Origin of the sequence: Massilia sp. CCM 8734 (assembly GCF_011682155.1) — a bacterium.
GTDB lineage: Bacteria > Pseudomonadota > Gammaproteobacteria > Burkholderiales > Burkholderiaceae_D > Telluria_A > Telluria_A rubra.
The window spans coordinates 1-22037 of sequence record NZ_WHJI01000029.1 but is presented as its reverse complement, the minus strand read 5'-3'; the positions used below and the strand labels follow the sequence as shown (position 1 = coordinate 22037).

20 protein-coding genes are annotated in these 22037 nt (G+C 63.0%); 9 read left to right on the top strand and 11 right to left on the bottom strand.

What is annotated here, in order from left to right; genetic code table 11:
- Positions 1-62 precede the first annotated feature (62 nt).
- Complete coding sequence (locus tag F2P46_RS23440; RefSeq protein WP_166894712.1) at positions 63-290, bottom strand: hypothetical protein; 228 nt, start codon at positions 288-290, stop codon at positions 63-65.
- A 299-nt stretch (positions 291-589) separates the two neighbouring features.
- Here F2P46_RS23440 and F2P46_RS23435 point away from each other — a divergent pair, with 299 nt between their 5' ends.
- The 7 genes from F2P46_RS23435 to F2P46_RS23405 all read left to right on the top strand — a co-directional run bounded on the left by F2P46_RS23435 (position 590) and on the right by F2P46_RS23405 (position 8116).
- A complete protein-coding gene (locus F2P46_RS23435) occupies positions 590-1207 on the top strand; it encodes a hypothetical protein (RefSeq protein WP_166894710.1) in 618 nt (205 codons plus the stop codon).
- Between the two features lie 83 nt (positions 1208-1290).
- The gene (locus tag F2P46_RS23430; protein WP_166894708.1) at positions 1291-1494 is read left to right on the top strand and encodes a hypothetical protein; all 204 of its coding nucleotides are present in this window, start codon (positions 1291-1293) and stop codon (positions 1492-1494) included.
- The gene (locus F2P46_RS23425) at positions 1478-1774 is read left to right on the top strand and encodes a hypothetical protein (protein WP_166894706.1); all 297 of its coding nucleotides are present in this window, start codon (positions 1478-1480) and stop codon (positions 1772-1774) included. The genes F2P46_RS23430 and F2P46_RS23425 overlap by 17 nt, the downstream gene beginning before the upstream one ends.
- Positions 1775-1986: 212 nt before the next feature.
- Complete coding sequence (locus F2P46_RS23420; RefSeq protein WP_166894704.1) at positions 1987-2814, top strand: response regulator; 828 nt, start codon at positions 1987-1989, stop codon at positions 2812-2814.
- Between the two features lie 134 nt (positions 2815-2948).
- Entirely contained in the window at positions 2949-4013 is a 1065-nt protein-coding gene (locus F2P46_RS23415; protein WP_166894702.1) for a cobalamin-independent methionine synthase II family protein, read from the top strand.
- Positions 4010-7000, top strand: coding sequence for a PAS domain S-box protein (locus F2P46_RS23410; protein WP_368737948.1), 2991 nt, complete (start codon positions 4010-4012; stop codon positions 6998-7000). Before F2P46_RS23415 ends, F2P46_RS23410 begins: the two co-directional genes overlap by 4 nt.
- A 135-nt stretch (positions 7001-7135) precedes the next feature.
- Positions 7136-8116: a diguanylate cyclase gene (locus tag F2P46_RS23405; RefSeq protein WP_166894700.1), complete on the top strand. Its 981-nt coding sequence runs from the start codon at positions 7136-7138 to the stop codon at positions 8114-8116.
- A gap of 196 nt (positions 8117-8312) precedes the next feature.
- Here F2P46_RS23405 and F2P46_RS23400 read toward each other — a convergent pair whose 3' ends face one another.
- Positions 8313-8720 carry a hypothetical protein gene (locus tag F2P46_RS23400; RefSeq protein WP_166894698.1) on the bottom strand — a complete coding sequence of 136 codons (408 nt, stop codon included), beginning with the start codon at positions 8718-8720 and terminating at the stop codon, positions 8313-8315.
- Positions 8721-9033: 313 nt separating this feature from the next.
- Between F2P46_RS23400 and F2P46_RS23395 the strand changes: the two genes are divergently transcribed.
- Together F2P46_RS23395 and F2P46_RS23390 are read left to right on the top strand one after the other, a co-directional pair.
- Positions 9034-10650, top strand: a complete 1617-nt coding sequence (locus F2P46_RS23395) for a response regulator (protein WP_166894695.1) — start codon at positions 9034-9036, stop codon at positions 10648-10650.
- Positions 10651-10845: 195 nt separating this feature from the next.
- Entirely contained in the window at positions 10846-11565 is a 720-nt protein-coding gene (locus tag F2P46_RS23390) for an ATP-binding protein (protein ID WP_166894693.1), read from the top strand.
- Positions 11566-11678: 113 nt separating this feature from the next.
- Here F2P46_RS23390 and F2P46_RS23385 read toward each other — a convergent pair whose 3' ends face one another.
- The 9 genes from F2P46_RS23385 to F2P46_RS23345 all read right to left on the bottom strand — a co-directional run bounded on the left by F2P46_RS23385 (position 11679) and on the right by F2P46_RS23345 (position 21550).
- Positions 11679-13808: a peptidase domain-containing ABC transporter gene (locus F2P46_RS23385; RefSeq protein WP_166894691.1), complete on the bottom strand. Its 2130-nt coding sequence runs from the start codon at positions 13806-13808 to the stop codon at positions 11679-11681.
- Position 13809: 1 nt separating this feature from the next.
- Positions 13810-14349, bottom strand: coding sequence for a hypothetical protein (locus F2P46_RS23380; protein ID WP_166894689.1), 540 nt, complete (start codon positions 14347-14349; stop codon positions 13810-13812).
- Positions 14350-14509: 160 nt separating this feature from the next.
- Entirely contained in the window at positions 14510-15061 is a 552-nt protein-coding gene (locus F2P46_RS23375; RefSeq protein ID WP_166894687.1) for a hypothetical protein, read from the bottom strand.
- Between the two features lie 54 nt (positions 15062-15115).
- Positions 15116-15796, bottom strand: coding sequence for a hypothetical protein (locus tag F2P46_RS23370; protein WP_166894675.1), 681 nt, complete (start codon positions 15794-15796; stop codon positions 15116-15118).
- 95 nt (positions 15797-15891) lie between these two features.
- Entirely contained in the window at positions 15892-17169 is a 1278-nt protein-coding gene (locus F2P46_RS23365; RefSeq protein WP_166894685.1) for an HlyD family efflux transporter periplasmic adaptor subunit, read from the bottom strand.
- A gap of 323 nt (positions 17170-17492) precedes the next feature.
- Complete coding sequence (locus F2P46_RS23360) at positions 17493-18791, bottom strand: NAD(P)/FAD-dependent oxidoreductase (RefSeq protein ID WP_166894683.1); 1299 nt, start codon at positions 18789-18791, stop codon at positions 17493-17495.
- 97 nt (positions 18792-18888) lie between these two features.
- Positions 18889-19398, bottom strand: coding sequence for a hypothetical protein (locus F2P46_RS23355; protein ID WP_166894681.1), 510 nt, complete (start codon positions 19396-19398; stop codon positions 18889-18891).
- 134 nt (positions 19399-19532) lie between these two features.
- Entirely contained in the window at positions 19533-20303 is a 771-nt protein-coding gene (locus F2P46_RS23350; RefSeq protein WP_166894679.1) for a LytTR family DNA-binding domain-containing protein, read from the bottom strand.
- A complete protein-coding gene (locus F2P46_RS23345; RefSeq protein WP_166894677.1) occupies positions 20300-21550 on the bottom strand; it encodes a sensor histidine kinase in 1251 nt (416 codons plus the stop codon). Before F2P46_RS23345 ends, F2P46_RS23350 begins: the two co-directional genes overlap by 4 nt.
- Positions 21551-22037: the final 487 nt, after the last annotated feature.

Sequence of the window (22037 nt, the reverse complement as noted above, 5' to 3'; positions counted from 1 at the left end):
TTACCGTTGGTTTCTTGCCTGTCGCAGCAGTCGGCTTGCAACAAAGCGGCGTCGGCGCCGCTTCACACGCCAAACTCGGCCGCCGCCTTGGCCGCCCACAAGGCTTCCTGGTAGCTTGGGTAGGGAATGTCGTAACTGTCGATGGCGCCATCGTCGCCGATGAAACTGGTCCACCAGCCGTCGGCGGCGGCCGAGATGGCGATGTCGCCCGGCTTGCAGTGCTCGCCGATCGGCTCATCCGGCCCGAGCACGACGATGTTGACTTTCCTGTGCTTGACGATACTTGCCATGAATCACCCCTTGTTTGTATTTGAGCTATAAACAGAACGGATAACTGACATCACAAACATCAATTAGATTTATTTTCCGCAACGCAGCATACTGCCTCTGTCTCCTCTATTCTCCTCCAAGAAAATAGATTCAGCCCGCTCTCTGAGCGGGCTTTTTTTTGCCTGCGCGTTCAGCGCTCACATAAGCCAGCGGCAGCCGCTTCCGCCACGGCCCCAGGTGCATCCCGCAGAATTGATTGCGATCAAACCGCGCTCTCGTTTCACTCAACGCGCACCCTGATACGCACAACCATCGGTCGATGCATCTACTTGAATCGCTGTGCTACTACCTTGGGCTTCCCTGGAAAAGAAATCCGCCCAGTCAGGTTGACGCCAGCTTGAACCGCCGGGCGCGGGTCTTACTCGGCGGCAAACGTGTTGAGATTGGCGGCCGGGTACTTACCCGCAAACAAAGCCAAATCCTGTCCGGCTGCCCAGGTGGTGGCTTGGTTCGTCTGATCACCATGCGCAGCGATATTCGAATGGTGGTGACGCATGCACAGTTCATTCGACAATGGAATATCATCGAAATCCGTAAGGCACGGGATGGCCACGTCCTTTACCTGGACTATATCTGGTTCACCAATGCCCCTTGCGGGTTCGGAGCAATCACGTTCCTGCGGATGGCGCAGCTTGCCAAAACCCTTGGATTGGTGCGCACTGAACTTCTGGCAGCGGGCGGGACCGGTGCGAAGGGCCGCAGTTGGTCCGAACACTTTTGGGGCTACGAATATTGGCCACGGCTTGGTTTCAACGCCCCGCTACAAGAGACAATACGTCAACAACTCCAAACTCACCCGTTGCTTTCCACCGCCACGACGGTGTCTGAAGTTATCCAGACCGACCTCAACTGGTGGAAGCAATATGGGGACGGATAGGAAATGACTTTCGACCTCGCGGACGGAAGTCCCTCATGGTACACTTTGAATGCCTACATCGCCTCTCGAAAGGGACTTCTGTCATGAACATTGACGCATTCTTGAAAAGGTCCGGCATCGCTCCTGAGATAGCATTTCTGCGCGATATCTTTTGCAGTCGTCGTGGCAAAATTGTCCTTGTCGAAGATCTGGCGATCACGCCCAAGCGCACTGACGAGCAAATCCGGCGGGCCATCCGTGAAGGCCGCGTTGCGGAGATGTCCGCGCGCGATGCTGGCGCCTCATGACGATGCGACGCACTTCGTGCCGTTTGCGTTTGAAATCACTGGCATCAGCAAATTTCCTCGGGAAAAGGCTGCAGTGCTGGATGGGAAGCTCATTGAGGGATCGGTAGCAATCGGCTCGGTGGTTCACCTTGTGCACGGCACGCAGCGCATCCCGATGAGAGTCAAAGGTGTCGTCATTGACTCGGCAAATTCCCCGGATGATGACCTGAGCCTGACCATCGATCTGCGCGAAGCGGCGATAGCGCTTGCTTGCGTCGGCGACCGACTGGTTCATCGCTGACCGATCGGAGGAGTATTTTTTGAGGGCCGTCGCTTGAACAAAGCTGCGGCCTCGCGCGTTTACGCCCAGCCATCCGATCAGCGTTGCACCGCACGCCCGCGCCCATCCCACCCCGCAGCAAAAAGGCCGATTCACCCCTTTTGGTGTACGATTCGCTCATGTTTTCGTTTCTACAACTGCAACCTTCCCCTTTTTCATGAAACAGGCTTCTCATGCACGCACCTGGTAACAGCGCCGGAGTCGCCAGCGCCGACTGGAGCACCACCGACCTGGGCGAACCGCAGTCCTGGCCCGCCACCCTGCGCCTGGCGGTCGACATCGTCCTCAACACGCCGCTGCCGATGCTGCTGGTGTGGGGTCCGCGCCGCATCATCGTGTTCAACCATGCCTACGCCGAGCTGGCCGGTCCGCGCCATCCGCGTGCGCCGGGCGGGCGGGTGCCCGCGGTCTGGCCGGCCCCGCTCGCCGCCAGCCCGGCCACCCTGGACCTCGCCCTCGCCGGCGAGGTCCGCCAGCTCGCACGCCAGCAGCTCGGTTTCGTGCGCGACGGCGCGCTCGCATCGGCCGACTACGATCTCTACTTCACCCCGGTGCGCGATGGCGAGGCGGTCGGCGGCGTGCTGTGCGCGGTAACCCCGAGCGCGCCGCTGGCCAGCGTGCCCGCCCCGGCCGACGGCCTGCGCATCCTGGTGGTCGAAGACAACCTCGATTCGCAATACCTGGTGGTCGAAATGCTCAAGGCTTTCGGCCACGAAGCCGAAGGCGTGGGCGACGCCGAAAACGCGCTGGCGCTGATGGCGCACAGCCGCTACAACGTGCTGTTCTCGGATGTCAGCCTGCCCGGCATGTCCGGGGTCGACATGGCGCGCGAGGCGGTGCGCCTGTACCCCGGCCTGAACGTGATCTTCGCCTCCGGCTACGGCGACGCCCTGCTGCGCCACGTCGAGTTCGCGCACCAGTCGCTGCAAAAGCCCTACGAACTCGAACAGCTGCAAGCGGCATTGGCAACAATCGCCCAGCGCCGGCCCGCCGGAGTATGATCGGACCAAGGTACTTAGTGTGTGGTGCGCCACGGCGCCGGTCGGCTAGAATCGCAAGGCGCCACCCGATGCAGTAAGCAGGAGACGTTGCGGGGGCCGCCCCCGCCCATTTCTTCACGATTGCCGACAGACAGATGATGATTCCCACCGAGCCAATCGGCAGCATACCTCGGCCAGCGGCCCTGATCGACGCGGTCGACAGCGGCACGCTCAGCGAGAGCGAACTCGACGCGCTGTACGAGGACGCCGTGCGCGACACCATCGCCCGCATGGAAGCGACCGGCTCGACCGTCATCAGCGATGGCGAGCAGCGCAAATACCACAATTTCCTGACCTACTGCGTGCATGGCTCGCCCAACACCGCGCCGGACGGCTTCCCGATCCCGTTCGCGGACGGCCACACGCGCCGCATGCCGCGCCTGATGCGCGCCCCGTTCCACTACGAACGCTACGCCGACAGTTACCTCGCGCTGGCGCAGCGCTACGCCACGGTGGCAGTCAAGCAGGCCGTCATTTCGCCCTCGGCCCTGTCGCTGATGTACCCGCCCGAAGGCTTGCCCGGCTACTCGCGCGACCAGTTCATCGACGACCTGCTGGGCGAGCACGAGACCGAAATCCGGCGCTGCCTCGAGCAGGGCGCGCACAAGGTGCAGGTCGATTTCACCGAAGGCCGGCTGGCCATGAAGCTCGATCCGAGCGGCGAGCTGCTGTCGAGCTTCATCGACCTGAACAACCTGGCGCTGAACCGTTTTTCGACTGCCGAGCAAGCCCTGATCGGGGTGCACACCTGCCCCGGCGCCGACCGCGACTCGACCCACAGCGCGGACGTCGACTACGCCGAACTCCTGCCCAGCCTGTTTGAGCTGAAAGTCGGCAATTTCTACATCGCCATGGCGCGCGAGCCAGACCCGGTGCGCGTGCTCAAGATCATCGCCCAGTACATCAAGCCCGGCCAGCGCGTCTTCATCGGCGTGATCGACCCGATCGATCCACGCATCGAAACGCCCGAACTGGTGTGCCAGCGCATCTTGCAGGCAGCCCAGTTCATTGCCCCTTCCCAGCTCGGCAGCACCGACGACTGCGGCTTTTCGCCCTTCTGCGACGACCGTTCCACCAGCCGCGAGACGGCCTTTGCCAAGATCGCCGCGCGCGTGGCCGGCACCGCGCTGGCGTGCGCCATCCTGCGGGAGCGCCTGTGACCGACGATCGCGACGAAACCGAACTGATGCGCTCGGTGGCATTGCGCAACGCCAACAGCGTGCTGGCCGCGCGCCAACGTGCCCAGCAAGAGCTGATCGAAACCAAGGACGCCCTGCGCCAGGCCAACACGCGCATGGAAAACATGCTCGAAAGCCTGACCGATGGTTTTTGCGCGGTCGACCGCAGCTGGCGCATCACCTACATCAACGCGCGCGCGCTGCAACTGCTGTCGGCGCGCGGCAAGCCGCGCGAGGCCCTGCTGGGCCGGGTCATCTGGGACGAGTTCCCCGAGCTGCGCGACAGCGGCGTGGAAGCGCAGTACCGGCGCGCCATGGATTCCCAGGAAACCGTCAGCTTCGAATTCTTTTACACTAGCCTGGGCAGCTGGTTCGACCTGCGCGCCTATCCGTCCGACGATGGCCTGACCGTGTACTTCCAGGACATCACCAAGCGCAAGGCCGATGAACAGGCCCTGCTCGACGGCAGCAGCCGCCTGCAGGTGGCCTTGTCGGCCGGACGGCTGGGCGACTGGCGCTGGGACGCCGGCGCCGACCGCGTGACCCTGGGCGCGCGCGCCGCCGACATCTTCGGCCTGCCGGCGGAAACAGCGCTGCCCTGGAACAGCCTGCGCGAACGCCTGCACGACGGCGACAAGGACATGGCGCGCACCGAATTCTTGCAAGCCTTCGCCCAGCATACCGACCTGAACATGGAGTGCCGGGTCGACCGCCCCGACGGCGACCAATGCTGGATCGCGGTGGTCGGGCGGGCCGACTACGACCGCGACGGCATCGTGCTGGGCATGACCGGCGTGGTGCAGGACATCAGCACCCGCAAGAGCGCCGAAGACACCCTGCGCGAAAGCGAAGAAGTGCTGCGCGCGCTGGCCAATTCGATTCCCCAGCTGGCCTGGATGGCCCAGGCCGACGGCGCCATCGTCTGGTTCAACAAGCGCTGGTACGAATACACCGGCACCACGTCCGACCAGATGGTGGGCTGGGGCTGGCAATCGACGCACGACCCCGATGTGCTGCCGCAAATGCTGCAGCGCTGGCACGAATCGATCCGCACCGGCAATCCGTTCGAGATGGAATTCCCGATCCGCGGCGCCGACGGCCAATACCGCTGGTTCTTAACGCGCGTAAACGCCGTGCGCGACCGCCTCGGCCACGTGGTGCGCTGGTTCGGCACGAATACCGACGTCGACCAGGTCAAGCGCGTGCAGCAAGCCCTGCGCGACGAATCGAACGTGCTCGAACTGCTCAACAGCACCGGCAGCGCGCTCGCTTCCCAGCGCGACCTGCGCTCGCTGCTGCAAACCGTGACCGACGCCGCCACCGGCATCAGCGGCGCCCGCTTCGGCGTGTTCTTTTACCATGGAAAGGATAGCGACGGCGACCTGTTCACCCTGCACACGGTGGCCGGCGTGCCCCCGCCCGAATTCGAGAACGACGGCGACGTACGCACCAGCGCGCTGTTCGGGCCGAGTCTGCGCGGCGAAGAGGTGTTGCGCTCGGACGACATCCGGACCGACCCGCGCCATGCGGCATTCCAAGCCCAGGCCGACCTTGCCGACGAGCAAGCCGGCGTGCGCAGCTACCTGGCGGTGCCGGTGATCGCCCGTTCCGGCGAGGTGCTCGGCAGCCTGTTCTTCAGCCACCCCGAAACGGCCATCTTCAGCGAGCGCACCGAGCGCATCGTGGGCGGCATCGCGGCCCAGGCGGCGGTGGCGATCGACAACACGCGCCTGTACGAAGCGGCCCAGCACGCGGCCGACGAGCGCAAGGTGCTGCTGGAAAGCGAACGCTCGGCGCGCGCCGAGGCCGAACGCACCAGCCAGATGAAAGATGAATTCCTGGCGACCCTGTCGCACGAGCTGCGCACCCCGCTGTCGGCGATCCTGGGCTGGGCCCAGGTGCTGCGGCGCGGCAGCCGCGACCAGGCCGACCTGCAACGCGGCCTGCAAACCATCGAGCGCAATGCACGCGCCCAGGCCCAGCTGATCGAAGACTTGCTCGACATGAGCCGCATCACCTCGGGCAAGGTGTTGCTCGACATGCAGACCATTTCGCCCACCGTGTTCATCGACGCCGCCATCGAAACGGTGCGCCCGGCGGCCGACGCCAAGAACATCCGCCTCGACAGATTCGTCGCGCCAGGCGTGGGCATGATCGCCGGCGACCCGGCCCGCTTGCAGCAGGTGATCTGGAACCTGCTCTCGAACGCCATCAAGTTCACCTCGCGCGACGGCAATGTGCGCATCGAACTGCGCGCCGTCGACGGCCATGTCGAAATTTCCGTGCACGACACGGGGGTGGGGATCAAGCCCGAATTCATGGCGCACGTGTTCGAGCGCTTCCGCCAGGGCGACGCATCCACCACGCGCAAGCACGGCGGGCTGGGGCTGGGCCTGTCGATCGTCAAGCACCTGATCGAGCAGCACGGCGGCACGGTGCGCGCCGACAGCCCGGGCGAGGAGCGCGGCGCCACCTTCACCATCGAGTTGCCGGCTGCCAACCGCCAGAGCCCGTCCGCGCGCGCCGGCCGCGCTCCCGCCCCGCCGGTGGCGCCGTTCACGCCCGACATCCTGTTGCGCGACCTGTCGCACCTGAACATTCTGGTAGTTGACGACGAACCGGACGCACGCGATCTGATACGTCGGATATTATCTGACTGCAACGCCACGGTGCGCACCGCGGCCAGCGCGGCCGATGCCCTGGCCGAGTTCCTTGTGTCGCCGCCGGACTTGCTGGTGAGCGACCTGGGCATGCCGGATGTGGATGGCTTCGAGCTGCTGGCGCGGGTGCGCGCGCTCGGCCACGCCGGCGGCGGCGACGTGCCGGCGGTGGCGCTGACCGCGTTTGCGCGTTCGGAAGACCGGCTGCGCGCGCTGGAAGCGGGATTCATGGCGCATATCGCCAAGCCGGTCGAGCCGAGCGAACTGATCGCCACAGTGGCCACAATGGCGGGAAATGGTCCTCGTTAGCCTACAATGGGAGTCCTACCGGCGCACGCGGCGCTGTCCTACAAGAAATGTTCGATACACTGTTACACTAGCAACACATTAAAATCGCGCGTGCGCTCTTTGCCGCACGCCCCTCCGCCTTGACCGAGACAATGTATGCCAAGCCGAGAAGACATACTGAACGCAAAAATACTGGTTGTAGACGATTCGTCCGACAATATCGAACTGATGGAAGAGATATTGCGCGAACAAGGATACAACTGCGTCAGCTCGACTATGCTCCCCGAACAAGTCTGCCCGCTGCACCGCCAGCACTGTTACGACCTGATCCTGCTCGATCTGCAAATGCCGGGCATGAACGGCTTCCAGGTCATGAAGGGCCTGAAAGAAATCGAACAGGGCGGTTACTTGCCGGTGCTGGCGCTCACCGCCCAGCCGACTTTCAAGATTGCCGCGCTGGAAGCGGGCGCGCGCGACTTCATCAGCAAGCCCTTCGATTTGCTCGAAGTACACAAGCGCATCCATAACATGCTGGAAGTGCGCCTGCTCTACAAGGAACTGGCGCAATACAGCAAGGCACAGCAGGAACTGGCGCTGCACGACCCGTTGACGGGGCTGCCGAACCGGCGCCTGCTGGAAGACCGCATCGAAACGACCTTGCAGCACGCCAACCGCAATCATCACAAGGCCGCGATCATGTATCTCGACCTCGATGGCTTCAAGGCGATCAACGATACCTATGGCCATGCGTATGGCGATGAAGTGCTGAAAATTGTCGCGCAGCGCCTGGTGGCGTCCTCGCGCAAGGAAGATACCGTGGCGCGCCTGGGCGGCGATGAATTCATGGTGGTGCTGGGCGAAGTGTCCGGCCTGGTCGACGCGCACGGGCCGGCGGCCAAGCTGGTCGAGGCGGTGTCGGAGCCGTTTTTCATCAACGACCTGACCTTGCGCCTGTCGACCAGTATCGGGATCAGCATTTATCCGGATGACGCCGAGACGGTGGAAGCGCTGATCAGCATTGCCGATTACGCGCTGTACGAGGCCAAGCGCGGCGGCAAGAACCGCTTCTGCGCAACGTCGGCCACGCCGGCCACGCCGCTGGTGCAGGATGCCGTGGGCGTGGCGCCACGGCGTTGAGGTAGCCATTTCCGGCGCGCCGCGCCTGTGACCCTGCTCCGAAAACCCGTCGTTCCCGCGCAGGCGGGAACCCAAGTTATTCGCGCAGCCACGAGCTACGGTACGAACTTGGATTCCCGCCTGCGCGGGAACGACGGTTTCACGGTGATCGGCTAGCAGCCTGTCGGACTTGGGGAGTCGAAGCGAAAAGCCAATGTTAACGCCCCTTGCCACCCTGCTTGGTACTGGCCTCGATCGACTTCGCATGCTGGTGATCGGTGCTGGCGTTGACCATCTCCGGCGGTACTTCAATGCGCGTAATACCCGAGTCGACCGAAATCGGATCGCTGGCCGGGAAGGTCATCTCGACCGCATCGTCAAGCAAGGTTTCTTTGGCGGCTTGCTCCGAGGTATCGCACTCTTCTTCGGCCAATACATTGATCGCGCTGGCCCACTTGACGAACTTCAGGTTGGCCAGGTCGCCGATGGTGGTGATATTGAACGCTTCGTGCAGGGCCTTGGCGTCCTTGGTACTCAGCCCGCGCATGGCGGACAGCGGCGCGTTGCGCAGGTCACGGAAACATTTGCCGGTAAATTCGGCATCTACGATGGTGTTGATATTCATGGCTTACCCTTTTCAATGTGCCACGCCACGATGGTGGCGATGAACCGTGTGCCGTTCGGTTGGGCCGTCCGGCAGCGGTTGTCCTGTTGTCACTATCGCATACGCCCACCCCCTCGTATGTGCGTTAGCGTACCTTGCATTGCGTTGCTACCCTATTCGCTTGCATTTTGACATTGGATTACCCGATTGCTATGATGGGCGCCGTACGGACACGACAGCCGCGTTCGCTGTCCTCCGGTGCCGCATTCCGGTTCTGCTATCCGGCAGCAATGCATTTGAAGTGATTCAACCCCCACCGCAGCGCAGGAATGACGTGACCAACTTAGACAAGCCGAAGATTCTCGTCGTAAACGACGATGCCGCCAGCCTGCTGGCACTGACCAGTCTTCTGGACCAATGGGCCGATGAATCGGGCTACTCCGTCCTGTCCGCCCGTTCCGGCCAGGAAGCCTTGCGCCAGGTCCTGCTGTACGACTTTGCCGTGATCCTGCTCGACGTAAACATGCCCGGCATGGACGGCTTCGAAACGGCCGAGGCGATCCACCAGCGCGCCCGTTCGGCCGACATTCCCATCATTTTTGTCACCGCCTTCCTGGCCGATGAAATCGACCGCCTGAAAGCCTACCAGCGCGGCGCCGCCGATTTCCTGTTCACGCCGGTCATCCCGCAGATCCTGCACGCCAAGGTGCAGGTATTCGTGGCGCTGGCCACCAAGAACGAGGAACTCAAGCGCCAGGCCCACAAGCTGAGCCAGCGCACCACCGAACTGACCGCCACCAACAAGCGCCTCACCCGCGAAATGGAAGAGCGCCAGGCGGCCGAAGCGAAAAGCCACGCCAAGGATGAATTTTTGGCCATGCTCGGGCATGAACTGCGCAATCCGCTTTCCGCCATCAGCAGCGCCGCCTCGCTGATCGGGCTGGCGGGCGTGGGCGCCGACTCGGTCGGCCGCGCCAAGCAGATCATCCAGCGCCAGAGCCAGCATTTGTCGCGCATCGTCGACGACCTGCTCGACCTGTCGCGCGCCATGTCCGGCAAGATTTTGCTCGACAAGCAAACGCTCGACGTCGCCGCGCTGGTATCGGCCTGTCTCGACACCTTCAAGGCCACCGGCCGCACCGGCAACTACCTGCTCAATGTCGACATGGAGCCGGCCTGGGTCGACGGCGACCCGACCCGGCTCGAACAGATCGCCACCAACCTGATCGACAACGCCCTCAAGTACACCCCGCCTGGCGGCACCATCAACATCGCGGTGTCCGACAACGACGACGAGATCGTGCTCGAAGTGCGCGACACCGGGGTGGGCATCTCGGCCGAACTGCTGCCGCATGTGTTCGACGTGTTCGTGCAGGGCTCCATCACGCTCGACCGCGCACAAGGCGGCCTGGGCATCGGCCTGGCGCTGGTACGGCGCCTGGTCGAACTGCACGGCGGCAAAGTGTCGGCCCACAGCGACGGCGCCAGCGCCGGCTCCACCTTCGTCATCCGCCTGCCGCGCGCGGCGCCCGCGGCGCCGTCGGCCGAGGTGGCGCCGGCCGGCGCGGCCGGCGAGCACAAGCCCGCCATCCTGCTGATCGAAGACAACGACGACGGCCGCGAAATGATGGCGACCATGCTCGGCGCCTACGGTTACGCGGTGCGCCACGCGGCCGACGGCGTGCAAGGCGTGCAGATGGCGCGCAGCTTCCTGCCCGACGTCGCCCTGGTCGACATCGGCCTGCCCGGCATCGACGGCTACGAAGTGGCGCGTCGCCTGCGCCAGGATGGCGACACCCGCCACATCAAGCTCATCGCCCTGACCGGCTACGGCCTGGCCGACGACCAGCGCCGCGTGCTCGAAGCCGGCTTCGACAAGCACCTGGTCAAGCCGGTCGACATCGCCCACCTGCTCGACGCCATCGGCCAGTGCGCCACCATCGAAGGATAGCCAGGCAAGGGCGGGGCACGGCGGGGTCGCGAATCGCTTCCCCGATGCGAAAAAAGTGGCAGATAATCGACGTGCCGGAATGACCAGAAAACCGCGCGCCGACGATGCCGCACCGCACCAAGCGAGCTCGGCGCGACGCGGCGACAAGCCGCCGCAAGCTGTTGTATGATTTGGGAAACATTCACTGAGCCCAGCATGACGCTACCGCCCTCCTCCCCGCCCGACGCCGCACCGGACCGCCAGCTTGCCGAGCGCAATGCCGACCTGGCGGAACTGCTCGGTCATCTGACGACATGTTGGGATGATGAGCGGCGCCAACTGGCGCGCAAGCTGCACGACAGTCTTGGCTCGTCGATGACGGCCCTGACCATGCACCTGGCCCTGCTGACCCAGCAATTGCCTCAGGAAAAAGCGCTGCACGACCGCACCGCCCAGATGAAGCAGCTCCTGTTGACCATCATCAACACCAACCGCGAGATGCAATTGTCGCTGTGGAACGACAAGCTGGAGTTTCTGGGAATCAAATCTGCCATCGCCGAGCTGGTTGGCGATTTCGGCAAGGAGCACCAGGTCGTGGCGCGTTGCAGCCTGCCCGACGAAGACGAGGCTTACGCGCGCGAACACGGCGTGGCCCTGTTGCGGGTGCTGGAAGAAGGCTTGCGCAACGTCGCCGCGCACGCCGGGGCGAGCGAAGTCGACGTCATCCTCGACGATGGCGGCGACGAGATCATGCTCACGGTGCGCGATAACGGCGTGGGGCCGGGCGATAAACCCGGTGAATCGTCCGGCTGCCACGGCCTGCGCCTGCTGCGCGAACGCGCCCGCTACCTGGGCGGGGCGCTGTCGGTGCTGCCGGCCCAGCAGCGCGGCACGGTGCTGACATTGACCTTGCCCAAGGCGGCGCCCAAAGGATAAATGACGGTTGCAGGGCCGTGCCCAGCCTCAGCCAGGTCTGCGGCACGGAAACTGCGCTGTTGGCGAACCTGGTCACGCGGGTGTTTACTTCCGATATTGAAAAACTGCCGTCATTAGCATGATTCTGATGGCGCATCTTTATCTGGCAGCGGCGCATCGTAAACGATAGCGCCGCCCTGCAGTGCGACCAGGCGGCGCGCGCTTGCAATCGTTTCGGGACGGTGCGCCACCATAATTCGCGTCATGTTGAGTTCTGCGATTGCGCTACTGACCTCGCTTTCCAGTACCACATCGAGCGCGCTCGTGGCCTCGTCCATGATCAGGATCTTGGGCCGCTTGTACAGCGCTCGCGCAAGCAAGACGCGCTGCTTCTGGCCGCCGGACAGGCTGCTGCCCATGTCGGCGACGATGGTTTCGTAGCCCATGCGCATGCGTTCGATATCGGCGTCGATCTGCGCAAGCTGCGCGCAGCGGCGAATGCGGTCCATCTCGGGACGCTCGTCGTAGAAGCAGATGTTTTCCTTGAGCGAGCCTGACAGCAGCACATCGTCCTGCATCACCGCCGCCAGGGCGCGGCGGTAGCAGCGCACGCCGAGCTGCGAGATCGGCATTCCTCCATAGCGAATTTCACCGAACGTCGGTTTCAGGCTGCCCACCATCAGCTTGATCAGCGTTGTCTTGCCGCAGCCGGAAGGGCCGGCGATCGCCACCGAGTCGCCGGGCTCGATGGTCAGATCGATATTGCGCAGCACCCACGGCTCGGTGTCGCTGTAGCGGTAGCTGACCTTGACCAGTTCCAGTTTCGGCTCCAGCTGGTCGACGTCGCGCGCGTGTTCCACGTCGGGCTCGACCGGTTCCAGCACGATGTCGGCCAGCCGCTCGCAGTGCAGGGACAGCATTTTGTAGTCGATGAACACATTGATCAGGGCGCTCATGCGAGCCGTGAACAGCCCGCTGTAGACCGTCAGCGCGATCAGCATGCCGACCGTGAACGAACCCTCCATGATCAGGCCAGCGCCAAGCCACAGTACCAGTGCCGCCGAGATAGCCCCTATGATCATATTGATGTTGCTAAACCACAGGCCCAGCACCTGCGTGCGCACGTTACGGTTGATGGTGTCGGTCTTTATCGCCAGCCAGTGCGCACGCCGGTCGAGTTCGCGCCCAAACAGCTTGATCGGCCCAATCGCCCGGATCGTTTCCATCAAACAGGTCTGTTCCTTGGCCGCGAGCGTCAAGCCCTCCAGGTTCGCAGTATGCAGCGGCCGGTACGACAGCGCCCGCACTATCGCGTAGAGAAGGACAGTGGCGCCGACCACGCTTGCCAGCAGCGGACTGTACAAGATCATCACGATCATGGTCAGGATTGCCGTGATGCCGTCCAGGACGGCGCCGACGGCCCGCGTGGTCAGCAGATCCTGGATCGGGCCGACCGAGCCGAAGCGCGATAGCACATCACCGAGCTGGCGTGTCTCAAACCAGTTCATGGGAAGACGCACCAGGCGCCCGAATACATCGCCTACCCATTGCAGATTCACGTGCGTTGTCAAGTACAGAATGGTGATGCCGCGCATGTGCAGCAACGCCCCTTGCGTGAGGATCAGCAGGAGCAGGCCGAACAGGATTACATTGCGCAAGCTGGCGTCGTTGGACATGAGCACGTCGTCGATCATGAATTGATTCAACCGGGGCATGGCCAGCACCAGTAATTCGACCGCGAGCGAAATAGCGAACAACAGCCCGAATGCCTGCCACCAGCCATCGAGCTTGCCCATGAGCTTGCGGACCGATACCTTGCGCCGCTCGTCCGCCGGGCTGAAATCGGTGGTCGGATCGAATTCCAGCGCGCAGCCGGTGAAGTCGCGGCTCACTTGCGCGTAGGACAGATGGCGCACGCCGACAGCCGGGTCGTGAATCACCACCTCCTTGGCCGTGGCCCGGCGCAACACGACGAAATGGTTCAATCCCCAATGCAGGATGGCCGGGGTTTTCAAGTGGGGCAACTCCTCCAGCGACAGCGACAGCGCCCGCGTGGACAGGTTGAGGCGTTGCGCGTACTCGGTCAGCGTCAGCATGCTGATGCCGTTCAGCGATGTGGGGAAGCGTCCGCGCAGGGCCGCCAGATCGGTGCGCAAGCCCAGGTAGGAAGCGACCATCGCCAGGCAAGCCAGGCCGCACTCGGCCACTTCCGCCTGGAGAATCAGCGGCAGGCGGGCGCCGCGAAAGAATGGCGCGGCGGCCATTTCACGTCTCCAACTTCCAGTTCAGTTTCATGATCACCTGCTTGAGACTGCCTATGGCGCCCAGGACTTCGATAATGTTTTCGTCAGCAATGGACAGTTCGACATCGTGCTTGGGTAAGAAAAAGCCAAGTTCAGAGTTTGGGCGAAAATGAAAACGGTCACACTTGACAGAGGGCGAGGTATCCGTATAACCAAGCTCAAGAATGGCGCGCTGTAGATCCGGTATTAATTGGCGGGCTGAACCCCTGGATACGGCAATTGTAATTTTTCCTGGCAATTGCTCGCGGAGTTCGCGTACAACGGTGATGACGAAGCAAAGAAAGATAAGCAATTTGACGCGGAAGTTCACGGACTCAGGCAGCACCACGCTGCAAATGATTATGACGACTGCCGTCAGTGCGAGAGTTACTATAGTTTGCCTCACGGATCGAAACGGCCAAAGGTCCCGCCAAAAGCTGTGCGCGCGTTGTGTAGCAAAAAAGAAAAACGGAGGCGGAGTTACCGTTTCAACAGCTACAGGATGATCAAGCGAAATCGACATAACGTACTCCTTAAATGCGGCCGCAGTAACTTCTTGCGGCCGCACGGATTTTGAAATTAGGTTACGATCTGCATAACACTACAACTTGCATGCCCAGTCAGACCCTTCCTGAACATCGCCATCTTCAGGCATAGTCGCACAGGGCATATGCCGTACGCCGTTAATCCATCAGCTTCCAACGCAGGTCCATCTCTATTGAGTTAAGAATGCCTTTGGGGCCTCGCACTTCAAGGATGTTCTCATCAACGATGCACAGCTCGACATCCTGCTTGGGCGGAGCAGGCCAACTTAGCCAGCCATTCGCTGTTGGCCGAAACTGAATACAGTTGCTGCCAACGGAAACTGCGGGTCCTGTATAGCCGCACTTCAGCATGATCTGCTCTAGCATTGGTATCAACTGACGGGCTGGACCTCGCGTAGATGCAATTGTTATTTTCCCGGGCAATTGCTCTGCTGGGATCATGCGAATGATTGCCAAGACCAAACCGATCGGGATAATATTGGCGGCAATAGTTCCCAATGACAAAGGTGCCAGCGCGATGCAGAAAATCACCATCACTACACTTATTGCTAGAGTAAATATAAATTGTTTTATGGATAAAAACGGCCAGAGATAGCGCCAAAATCTATGCGCACGTTCTGTCGGCAAAAAAACGAATGACGGCGACGTTTTAGATTCAATTTGGACGGAGAAAGGAAACGAAGCAGGCATGATAGACTCCTTGATAGCAGCCGCGCTAATCCTGCGGCTGCTTTGATTTTTTGATTAAAGTGCCATTTGCATCGCATTCCCGCCTGCCGGCCCTGAGTACGACGCTACATGGTTATCGTCATCGGGCGCAATCGCTCGGGGATAGTGGCGGTTGCCATCCTTATCGACCCAGGTCTGAGTTTCTGTTTTTTGTGGATGATCGCGCTCCATCAGGAGATAGCTACCGTAGCCAACGAATGCCCCTATGACCATTCCGCCCGCTCTACCCCAGGTCCCGCCCTTATTCCCGATTTCGGCCCCCTTGAGGAAGCCGTTAATGAACGCTTTCCCTGCTACGGAGGCTTCTGCGCCCGCAGTTGTGGCGATTATGCCGTCGCGTATCTGATGCTCAAAGGAGAGATCGCTTGTTACATAAACGCCGATGAGGCTTCCTTCCCAAGCCGCTGGTTCTTGGCTGATCGTCGCATTTGGAGGAGGATTGTCAAACACCGGTATTGCCCCTCGAATGGTGACGACGGCTTCTTGCCCATTTTCGACACCAATCGCTTTAATGTCGTAGGCATACCCGTGATCTGTCCCGAAACCGCCACCATCGCCACCACCACCGCCGCTGCCGCCGCCGGAACCCCCGCCACCGCCACCGCCACCGCCACCGCCAGGGATCGTCTCCCCCGGGGTCGTTTCGGCTTTCCCTCCGACTAATTGGGCCAGTAATTCTTTGTCTAGTACTTTCATGACTTTCTCCATTTCAAGATTTTCACCATGTTCCGCGTGCACATGGGAGGTTAGGCGTTGTCGAAAAACGCGGCGCCCAATTCTTTCCATTTCCGTTAGTTTTTCGCCCGTCCCTCCGGAGGCATACGATCCCTTGCTGCGCTGACGACAGGGTCCACGATCCACTCGATCAGCTTGCGGCGATCATGGAAAATATCGGCTTCCAGCGTCATCCCCGGCTCAAATGGCCTGCGCTTGCCGTACATCATCATGGAATTGGTCGACATGGCTACGGTCGCGCGGTAGATCGGGATGTCGGCAGCGTTGGGAGTGTCCGGCGCCTGTGCGCCGTCATTGATCGGGTTCCGTTCCACCTGCTTGACCGTGCCGGCCACCAAGCCGTACTTCTGATACGGAAAGGCGTCAATGCGCATTTGGACCTGCTGCCCCACCGCCACCGACGATTTCGCTTGCGAGGGGACCAGCAGCTTTGCCTCAAGCACGCTGCCCATGGGAAGGACGGTGGCCAGCACTGTTCCGGCCTGCACCGACTGCCCAATGTCATAGCCCAGCGCTGTAACGGCGCCGGCTGCGGGCGCCGTGACCCGTAGCGTGCTGCGTCCCTCGTGCTCGGCAGCCTCTTGTTCTATTGCTGCAAGACTTTGGTCGGCCTCGGTACTGGCGATCTTTTCGCGCGCGGCGAGTGACGCTCTTTCGTTCTGCACCTGGAGCAATGACGCGCGTGCGTTGCCCAGGTTGACCGTCAGCGCATTGCGCCGGGCGCGCTCGACGTTCAGGATGTTCTTTTGCTGCGCCAGCCCGGCCACGGACACAAAGCCCTGCTGGGCAAGCGTGCTGTTGCGGTCGACGGAGGCCTGGGCGCTCTTGACCAGTTCGTCCCCGATGGCGATGCCGCCAAGATGCGCGGCTATCTCGGACTTCACCAGGCGTTCCTGATCGGCCAGGGCAGCGGCACGCAGGGCCAGTTGCTGGAGCGTCGCCTCGCGTCGCTGTACGATCTGTTCGCGCCGCATGGCGAGCGAAGCGCTAATGCGCGCATCGATCGAGCCAGCTCCGCCAATGCGCTCGGCAGACAGATCGAACAGCACCTGCCCTGCCTTGACCGGCTCGCCCTCACTGACATGGCGCGCGACGATGCGGCCAAATTGCGGGGCGACAGCCTTGATGGCGCCGCCGGCATAGACCAGCCGGCCAGTCACCCGCACTTTGCTGCTGTATTCGCCAAATGTAAGCAACAGCCCGAGGGCAAGCACGATCGCGCCACCGCAGGCCGCCGCTACCTTCATTGGCACAGGGCGCGCCAACACGATGGCGCCACCTTTACGGCTGCGGCGGGCCTCGATCACTTCAACACGTATCGGCGCGATATTCAACCCGACCTCCATCACCGGCACTGAGCAAGGTGCATGCCGGGGCGGCCATGCTGCCTTACTGCCGCTGAGCGGCGTCAATGCTCGATCCTTACTCGTGCGGCACATTTTTGACGACGGCGATGAGACTTGCTCGCCGGAGTGCGTCGCACGTTAACCGAAAGTGGATATAGACCCAACGCTTCAAAAAAAGTTCAATCTTTTTTCACGCAGGGCGCACGGCCTGCTGTGGGTCGGCTGCCCAGGGCGGCCGCGAAGATTGAAGCTCTTCAAATCGGCGCGCCGGCATCAAGACAGCAGATGTCAACCGGGGAAAGGCTTGACGCTCAGTGCAGCTTCACTTGCGGCGTGCTGCGCTTGATCAGGAAGCGCGCCAGCGCCAGCACGCCGGTCCGCACCGAGCCGAGCACGGCCGCGTGATGCATCAGGTGCAGGCTGACATACATCATGCGCGCAAAGAAACCTTCGACGAACCAGCTCAAGCCCTTCAGGGAACCCATCAGGCTGCCGACGGTGGTGGTCTGGCCGAACGACACCAGCGAGCCGTAATCCTTGTAGGCGTAAGGCTTGGTCGGCGCCGCCTTGCCGCGCTGCTGACGCAGGAAGGTGTCCAGCAGGTAATCGGCCTGCTGGTGCGCGGCCTGCGCGCGCGGCGGCACCATCTTGCCGTCGGCGTCGACGCAGGCGGCGCAGTCGCCCATGGCGTACAGGCCCGGCGCGTCTTTAACGCGCAGAAAGCCGTCCACCTCGATCTGCCCGCCCTTCGCCAGCGGCAAGCCGAGCGTGGCCAAAAATTCCGGCGCGCGGATGCCGGCCGCCCACACGCACAGGTCGGATGGATAGACGTTGCCGTTCTTGTCAGTCACCTGGTCTTGCCCGATGCCGGTCACGCGGCACTCGTTGACCACCTTGATGCCGCGCTCGTGCAGCAGCTTCAGGGCCGCGTTCGACACCCGTTCCGGCAGCGGCGCAAGAATGCGCGGAGCGCCTTCGAGCAGCGTGATGCGTACATCCTGCTGCGGTTTGAGGTGTTGGAAGCCATAGGTGGTGTACACCGCGCTCGCTTCGCGCAGTTCGGCCGCCAGTTCGACCCCGGTGGCGCCACCGCCGATGATGACGATATCGACGCCCGCGTCCGGCTCGACTGGCTTGCGCGCATCGGCCCGGGCCAGCAACTTGAGCAGTTGCAGGCGGAAGCGCTCGGCGTCTTCGGTCGCGTTCAGGGAAATCGTGTATTCCTTCGCGCCCGGCACCCCGAAGTAGTTGGAGGTGCTGCCGACGGCGATCACCAGCGAGCCGAATTCGAGCGTGCGTTCGGGCAGCACTTCTTCATCCTGCGGCGTGCGGATCGGGCCGATGGTCAGGCGCCTAGCTGCGGCGTCGAGCCCGGTCAGGGCGCCGTAGACGAAGCTGAAGCCATTGTCGTGCGCCAGCATCTGGTAGGACAAGCCTTCCTGGTGGATATCGAGGGTGCCGGCGGCGACTTCGTGCAGGGAGGGTTTCCAGATGTGGTACAGGCGGCTATCGACGAGAAACACCTTGGACGGACCCAGCTTGCGGCCCAATTTGCTGGCAAGTTCCAAACCGCCCGCCCCACCTCCGACAATCACAATTTCGCCGCGCAAGAGAATCTCCCTGAATTTTTGACAACGTCAGTTTACTGCGATATGGACAATCGCGCTCACGCTGTACGGTTTCAGGGTTGGCGACGCCAGCACCGCGTCAGCGGAATCCGTTCTTGTCGCGCTCGTGACCATTGCCATGGCCATTGCCGTGACCATTGCCATTGCCATTGCCTTTGCCGTGCCCGTTGCCGTGGCCGCGCTCATGTCGGTCATCCCGGTCGTGGCGCTCATGGCGATCCTGCCCGCGGTCGCGTCCCTGATCGCGCCCGCCGCCGCGCATGTCGCGGTAACGCGGCGCATACGTGTTGGTGTACCAGTCATCGCGCACAAAATACACCTGGCGCCCGCAGGCGTCGTAGCGCGCGCAATGCTTGCTCCATTTTTTCATGTGCCCCGGCGGCACCCGCAGATACACCGGCTCGGGCGCGCCGCGCACATGGCGCTCCACCATCACCGGCTGGGTATAGACCACCTGCGGCCGGCCAACATCGCCCGGGTCGATGCGTCCGTAAAATCCCGGCTGTCCGATATCGATGCGGACATTGATCTGGGCCTGCCCCGCCACACTTGCGCCCAGCAGGACGGCGGCGATGATCACGTTTTTCATGCTTGCCTCACGAAGAAAGTAGGCGCGCCCGGCAGGCGCACCGTGGGCCGCAGGCCGCCACGCGGCTTGCTGCTCACGCCCATAAGTTTAACAAAAGCAACGATTGAGTCCGTGCGCCAGCGTACAGACTCTCCCTACATGGCGCGGAACAGGGCCATAAACGGCTGGCTGACGGCCAGCGTTTCCGGCCGCGTGCGCAGGCGCAGCACCCCGCGACCGCTGTCGTCGCGCGCGACCGAGGCAATGGCCTTGACGTTGACGATGGTCGAGCGGTGAATCTGGCGGAAGACGGCCGGATCGAGCACCTCAAGCAGTTCGCGGATCGGTTTGCGCAGCAGCGCCTCGCCCTGCGCCGTCATCACCACGGTGTACTTGCTGTCGGCCTGGAAGTAGGCCACATCCTCGACCATGATCAGGCGCGTGTCCGCGCCCGCGCTGGCGGTCAGCCACACCAGCGGCTCGGCCCTGGGCGCCGGCGGCGCCGCCTGCCCGAGCTGGCGCAGCAAGGCGGCCAGCGCGCCGGCGTCCGCCACGCCGCTGGCCAGGCGCGCCCTGACCCGCCGCACCGTGGCCGCCAGGCGCGCAGGCGCCACCGGCTTGAGCAGGTAATCGAGCGCGCCGCGCTCGAAGGCGTCGATCGCATACTGGTCGTAGGCGGTCACGAACACCACCTGCGTGGCCGGGCTGACCTCGGCCAGCGCGCCGGCCACCTCCAGCCCGCTCAGTCCCGGCATGCGGATATCGAGAAAGGCCACCTGCGGCAGGTAGCGGGCGATCGCTTCGAGCGCGCCGGCGCCGTCGTCGCAGGCGGCCACGATGCGCAACTCCGGCCAGGCGGCCGCGAGCAGTTGCACCAGCTCGTCGCGCAGCAGCTGTTCATCTTCCGCAATCACACAATCAGTCATGCCGCCGCCTGCGTCGTTGCCGCGCCCGTGTACGGCACGCTGATCGTCGCCGCCACCCCGCTCGGATAATTCGATACGATGGTAAAACCGGCCGCGCTGCCGTAGGCCAGGCGCAACCGCTCGCGCACATTGCGCAGGCCGATGCCGGTGCCGCCGCCTTCGCCCGACAAGCCGCGCCCATCGTCGGCCACCGTCAGCGCCAGCGCGCCATCGTGGACGCGCGCGATGATCCACACCGTGCCGCCCCCCGCCTTCGCTTCCAGGCCATGCTTGATGGCGTTTTCGACCAGGGTCTGCAACATCATGGCGGGAAACGGCGCCGCATGCAACCCGGCGGCCACCTCGACCTGCAAGCGCAGGCGCGGCCCCATGCGGATCACCAGGATGTCGAGGTAGGCGCGGGCGCGCTCGAGCTCCTTGCCCAGGGTCGAGAGCGCATCGTCGGTGCGCGGCAGCGAGTTGCGCAGGTAAGCGATCAGGTTGCCCAGCATCTCGTCGGCGCGGGCCGGGTCGCTGCGGGTCAGCAGTTGCGCGCTGGCCAGGGTGTTGTACAAAAAATGCGGCTCGACCTGCGCATGCAGCAAGCTCAATTTGGCCACGGTCAGTTCCTTCTCGGTGGCCGTCTGCGCCGCCGCAGCCTGCTCGCTGCGGCGCCGCTCGGCCACGCGGCGCGCCACGGCGCGGCCGATGGCGTCGGCGTTTTCGACATTGGCGCCGGCGTCGACCATGAACCAGTCGGTCCAGGCCCAGCGTTCCGGTTCGCAGATCAGGGTCACGCTGCCGGCGTCGCCATTCGGCGTGACGGTGACGATGACCTGGTTGCCGCTCGGCCCGGGGTGGCCCGTCATCCGCGACAGCCAGCCGCCGCGATAGGGATGCAGGTAACGGATCTTGGCGCGCACCTGCAAGCTGTCGCGCGCGCTGTCGACCTGCTCGGCGCCGGGCAAGTCGCGGATGGCGGCGTCGATGATGTCGAACGTTTCGCCGGCTTCGAACGGCACCTCGATCTGGCGCCGCTGGCGGCTGGACAAGGTGGCGCTGCTGACCTCGCCCGTCAGCAGGCGCACCCGGCGCACGTGTGAAAACGCGTTCACCGCCGCAAACGCCATCGCGCCCAGCACCAGCAGCAGCAGCGAGCCGCCGCTGTCGCGGTCACTGAGGATGGTCTGCCCGATCGTGATCGCCAGCACCGTGTTGGCGATCGCCCAGGCCAGGGTGATCCGGAAGATAAAAAAGAAACTCGTCATGGTCGGCAATCCAGTCAGGGAAAAGTGAAAACGACTATAGCAAGCGGTCGCGGGCAGGCGGCACCGATTCCGACGAAACCGCGCCGGCGCCGACGGACGCCGGCTTTGCCCTCCCCGGCGGCGCGGCGCCAGTTTTCCGGCATGCAAGATAGCACACCCGACAACAGTCGCCCCGCAGTACCATCCGCGCCACTCTGGCGCGGCAATTGCGCAACATTTCAGGGCCGCCTGGCGCACCGCTTTAGATGCATATCAAGCTTTGCCGCAAGGTCGCGCCGGGGTGGTTTTTTGATGGGGAATGGCAGGTACTATTCCCTGGCAGAAAGATCTTCTGCAAAGAAAAAACAACCGACCACAACTTAGCCTGAATGTTGCATAAACCGCCGCCGCAGCGTCACTTTTCCGATGCCGGAGTTTTTCAACTTAAATCGGAATGTCGCGGGCGATAGCGTCCCTACCCAATTGAACGGGACATTCAATGAAGCGG

Bases quoted from the DNA above. Each gene is read 5' to 3' on its own strand.
- F2P46_RS23435 (WP_166894710.1), top strand. From the start codon at position 590: ATGCATCTACTTGAATCGCTGTGCTACTACCTTGGGCTTCCCTGGAAA.
- F2P46_RS23420 (WP_166894704.1), top strand. From the start codon at position 1,987: ATGCACGCACCTGGTAACAGCGCCGGAGTCGCCAGCGCCGACTGGAGC.
- F2P46_RS23350 (WP_166894679.1), bottom strand. From the start codon at position 20,303: ATGACTGATTGTGTGATTGCGGAAGATGAACAGCTGCTGCGCGACGAG.
- F2P46_RS23390 (WP_166894693.1), top strand. From the start codon at position 10,846: ATGACGCTACCGCCCTCCTCCCCGCCCGACGCCGCACCGGACCGCCAG.
- F2P46_RS23440 (WP_166894712.1), bottom strand. From the start codon at position 290: ATGGCAAGTATCGTCAAGCACAGGAAAGTCAACATCGTCGTGCTCGGG.
- F2P46_RS23425 (WP_166894706.1), top strand. From the start codon at position 1,478: ATGCTGGCGCCTCATGACGATGCGACGCACTTCGTGCCGTTTGCGTTT.
- F2P46_RS23370 (WP_166894675.1), bottom strand. From the start codon at position 15,796: ATGAAAGTACTAGACAAAGAATTACTGGCCCAATTAGTCGGAGGGAAA.
- F2P46_RS23345 (WP_166894677.1), bottom strand. From the start codon at position 21,550: ATGACGAGTTTCTTTTTTATCTTCCGGATCACCCTGGCCTGGGCGATC.
- F2P46_RS23430 (WP_166894708.1), top strand. From the start codon at position 1,291: ATGAACATTGACGCATTCTTGAAAAGGTCCGGCATCGCTCCTGAGATA.
- F2P46_RS23355 (WP_166894681.1), bottom strand. From the start codon at position 19,398: ATGAAAAACGTGATCATCGCCGCCGTCCTGCTGGGCGCAAGTGTGGCG.
- F2P46_RS23405 (WP_166894700.1), top strand. From the start codon at position 7,136: ATGCCAAGCCGAGAAGACATACTGAACGCAAAAATACTGGTTGTAGAC.
- F2P46_RS23375 (WP_166894687.1), bottom strand. From the start codon at position 15,061: ATGCCTGCTTCGTTTCCTTTCTCCGTCCAAATTGAATCTAAAACGTCG.
- F2P46_RS23380 (WP_166894689.1), bottom strand. From the start codon at position 14,349: ATGTCGATTTCGCTTGATCATCCTGTAGCTGTTGAAACGGTAACTCCG.
- F2P46_RS23415 (WP_166894702.1), top strand. From the start codon at position 2,949: ATGATGATTCCCACCGAGCCAATCGGCAGCATACCTCGGCCAGCGGCC.
- F2P46_RS23400 (WP_166894698.1), bottom strand. From the start codon at position 8,720: ATGAATATCAACACCATCGTAGATGCCGAATTTACCGGCAAATGTTTC.
- F2P46_RS23385 (WP_166894691.1), bottom strand. From the start codon at position 13,808: ATGGCCGCCGCGCCATTCTTTCGCGGCGCCCGCCTGCCGCTGATTCTC.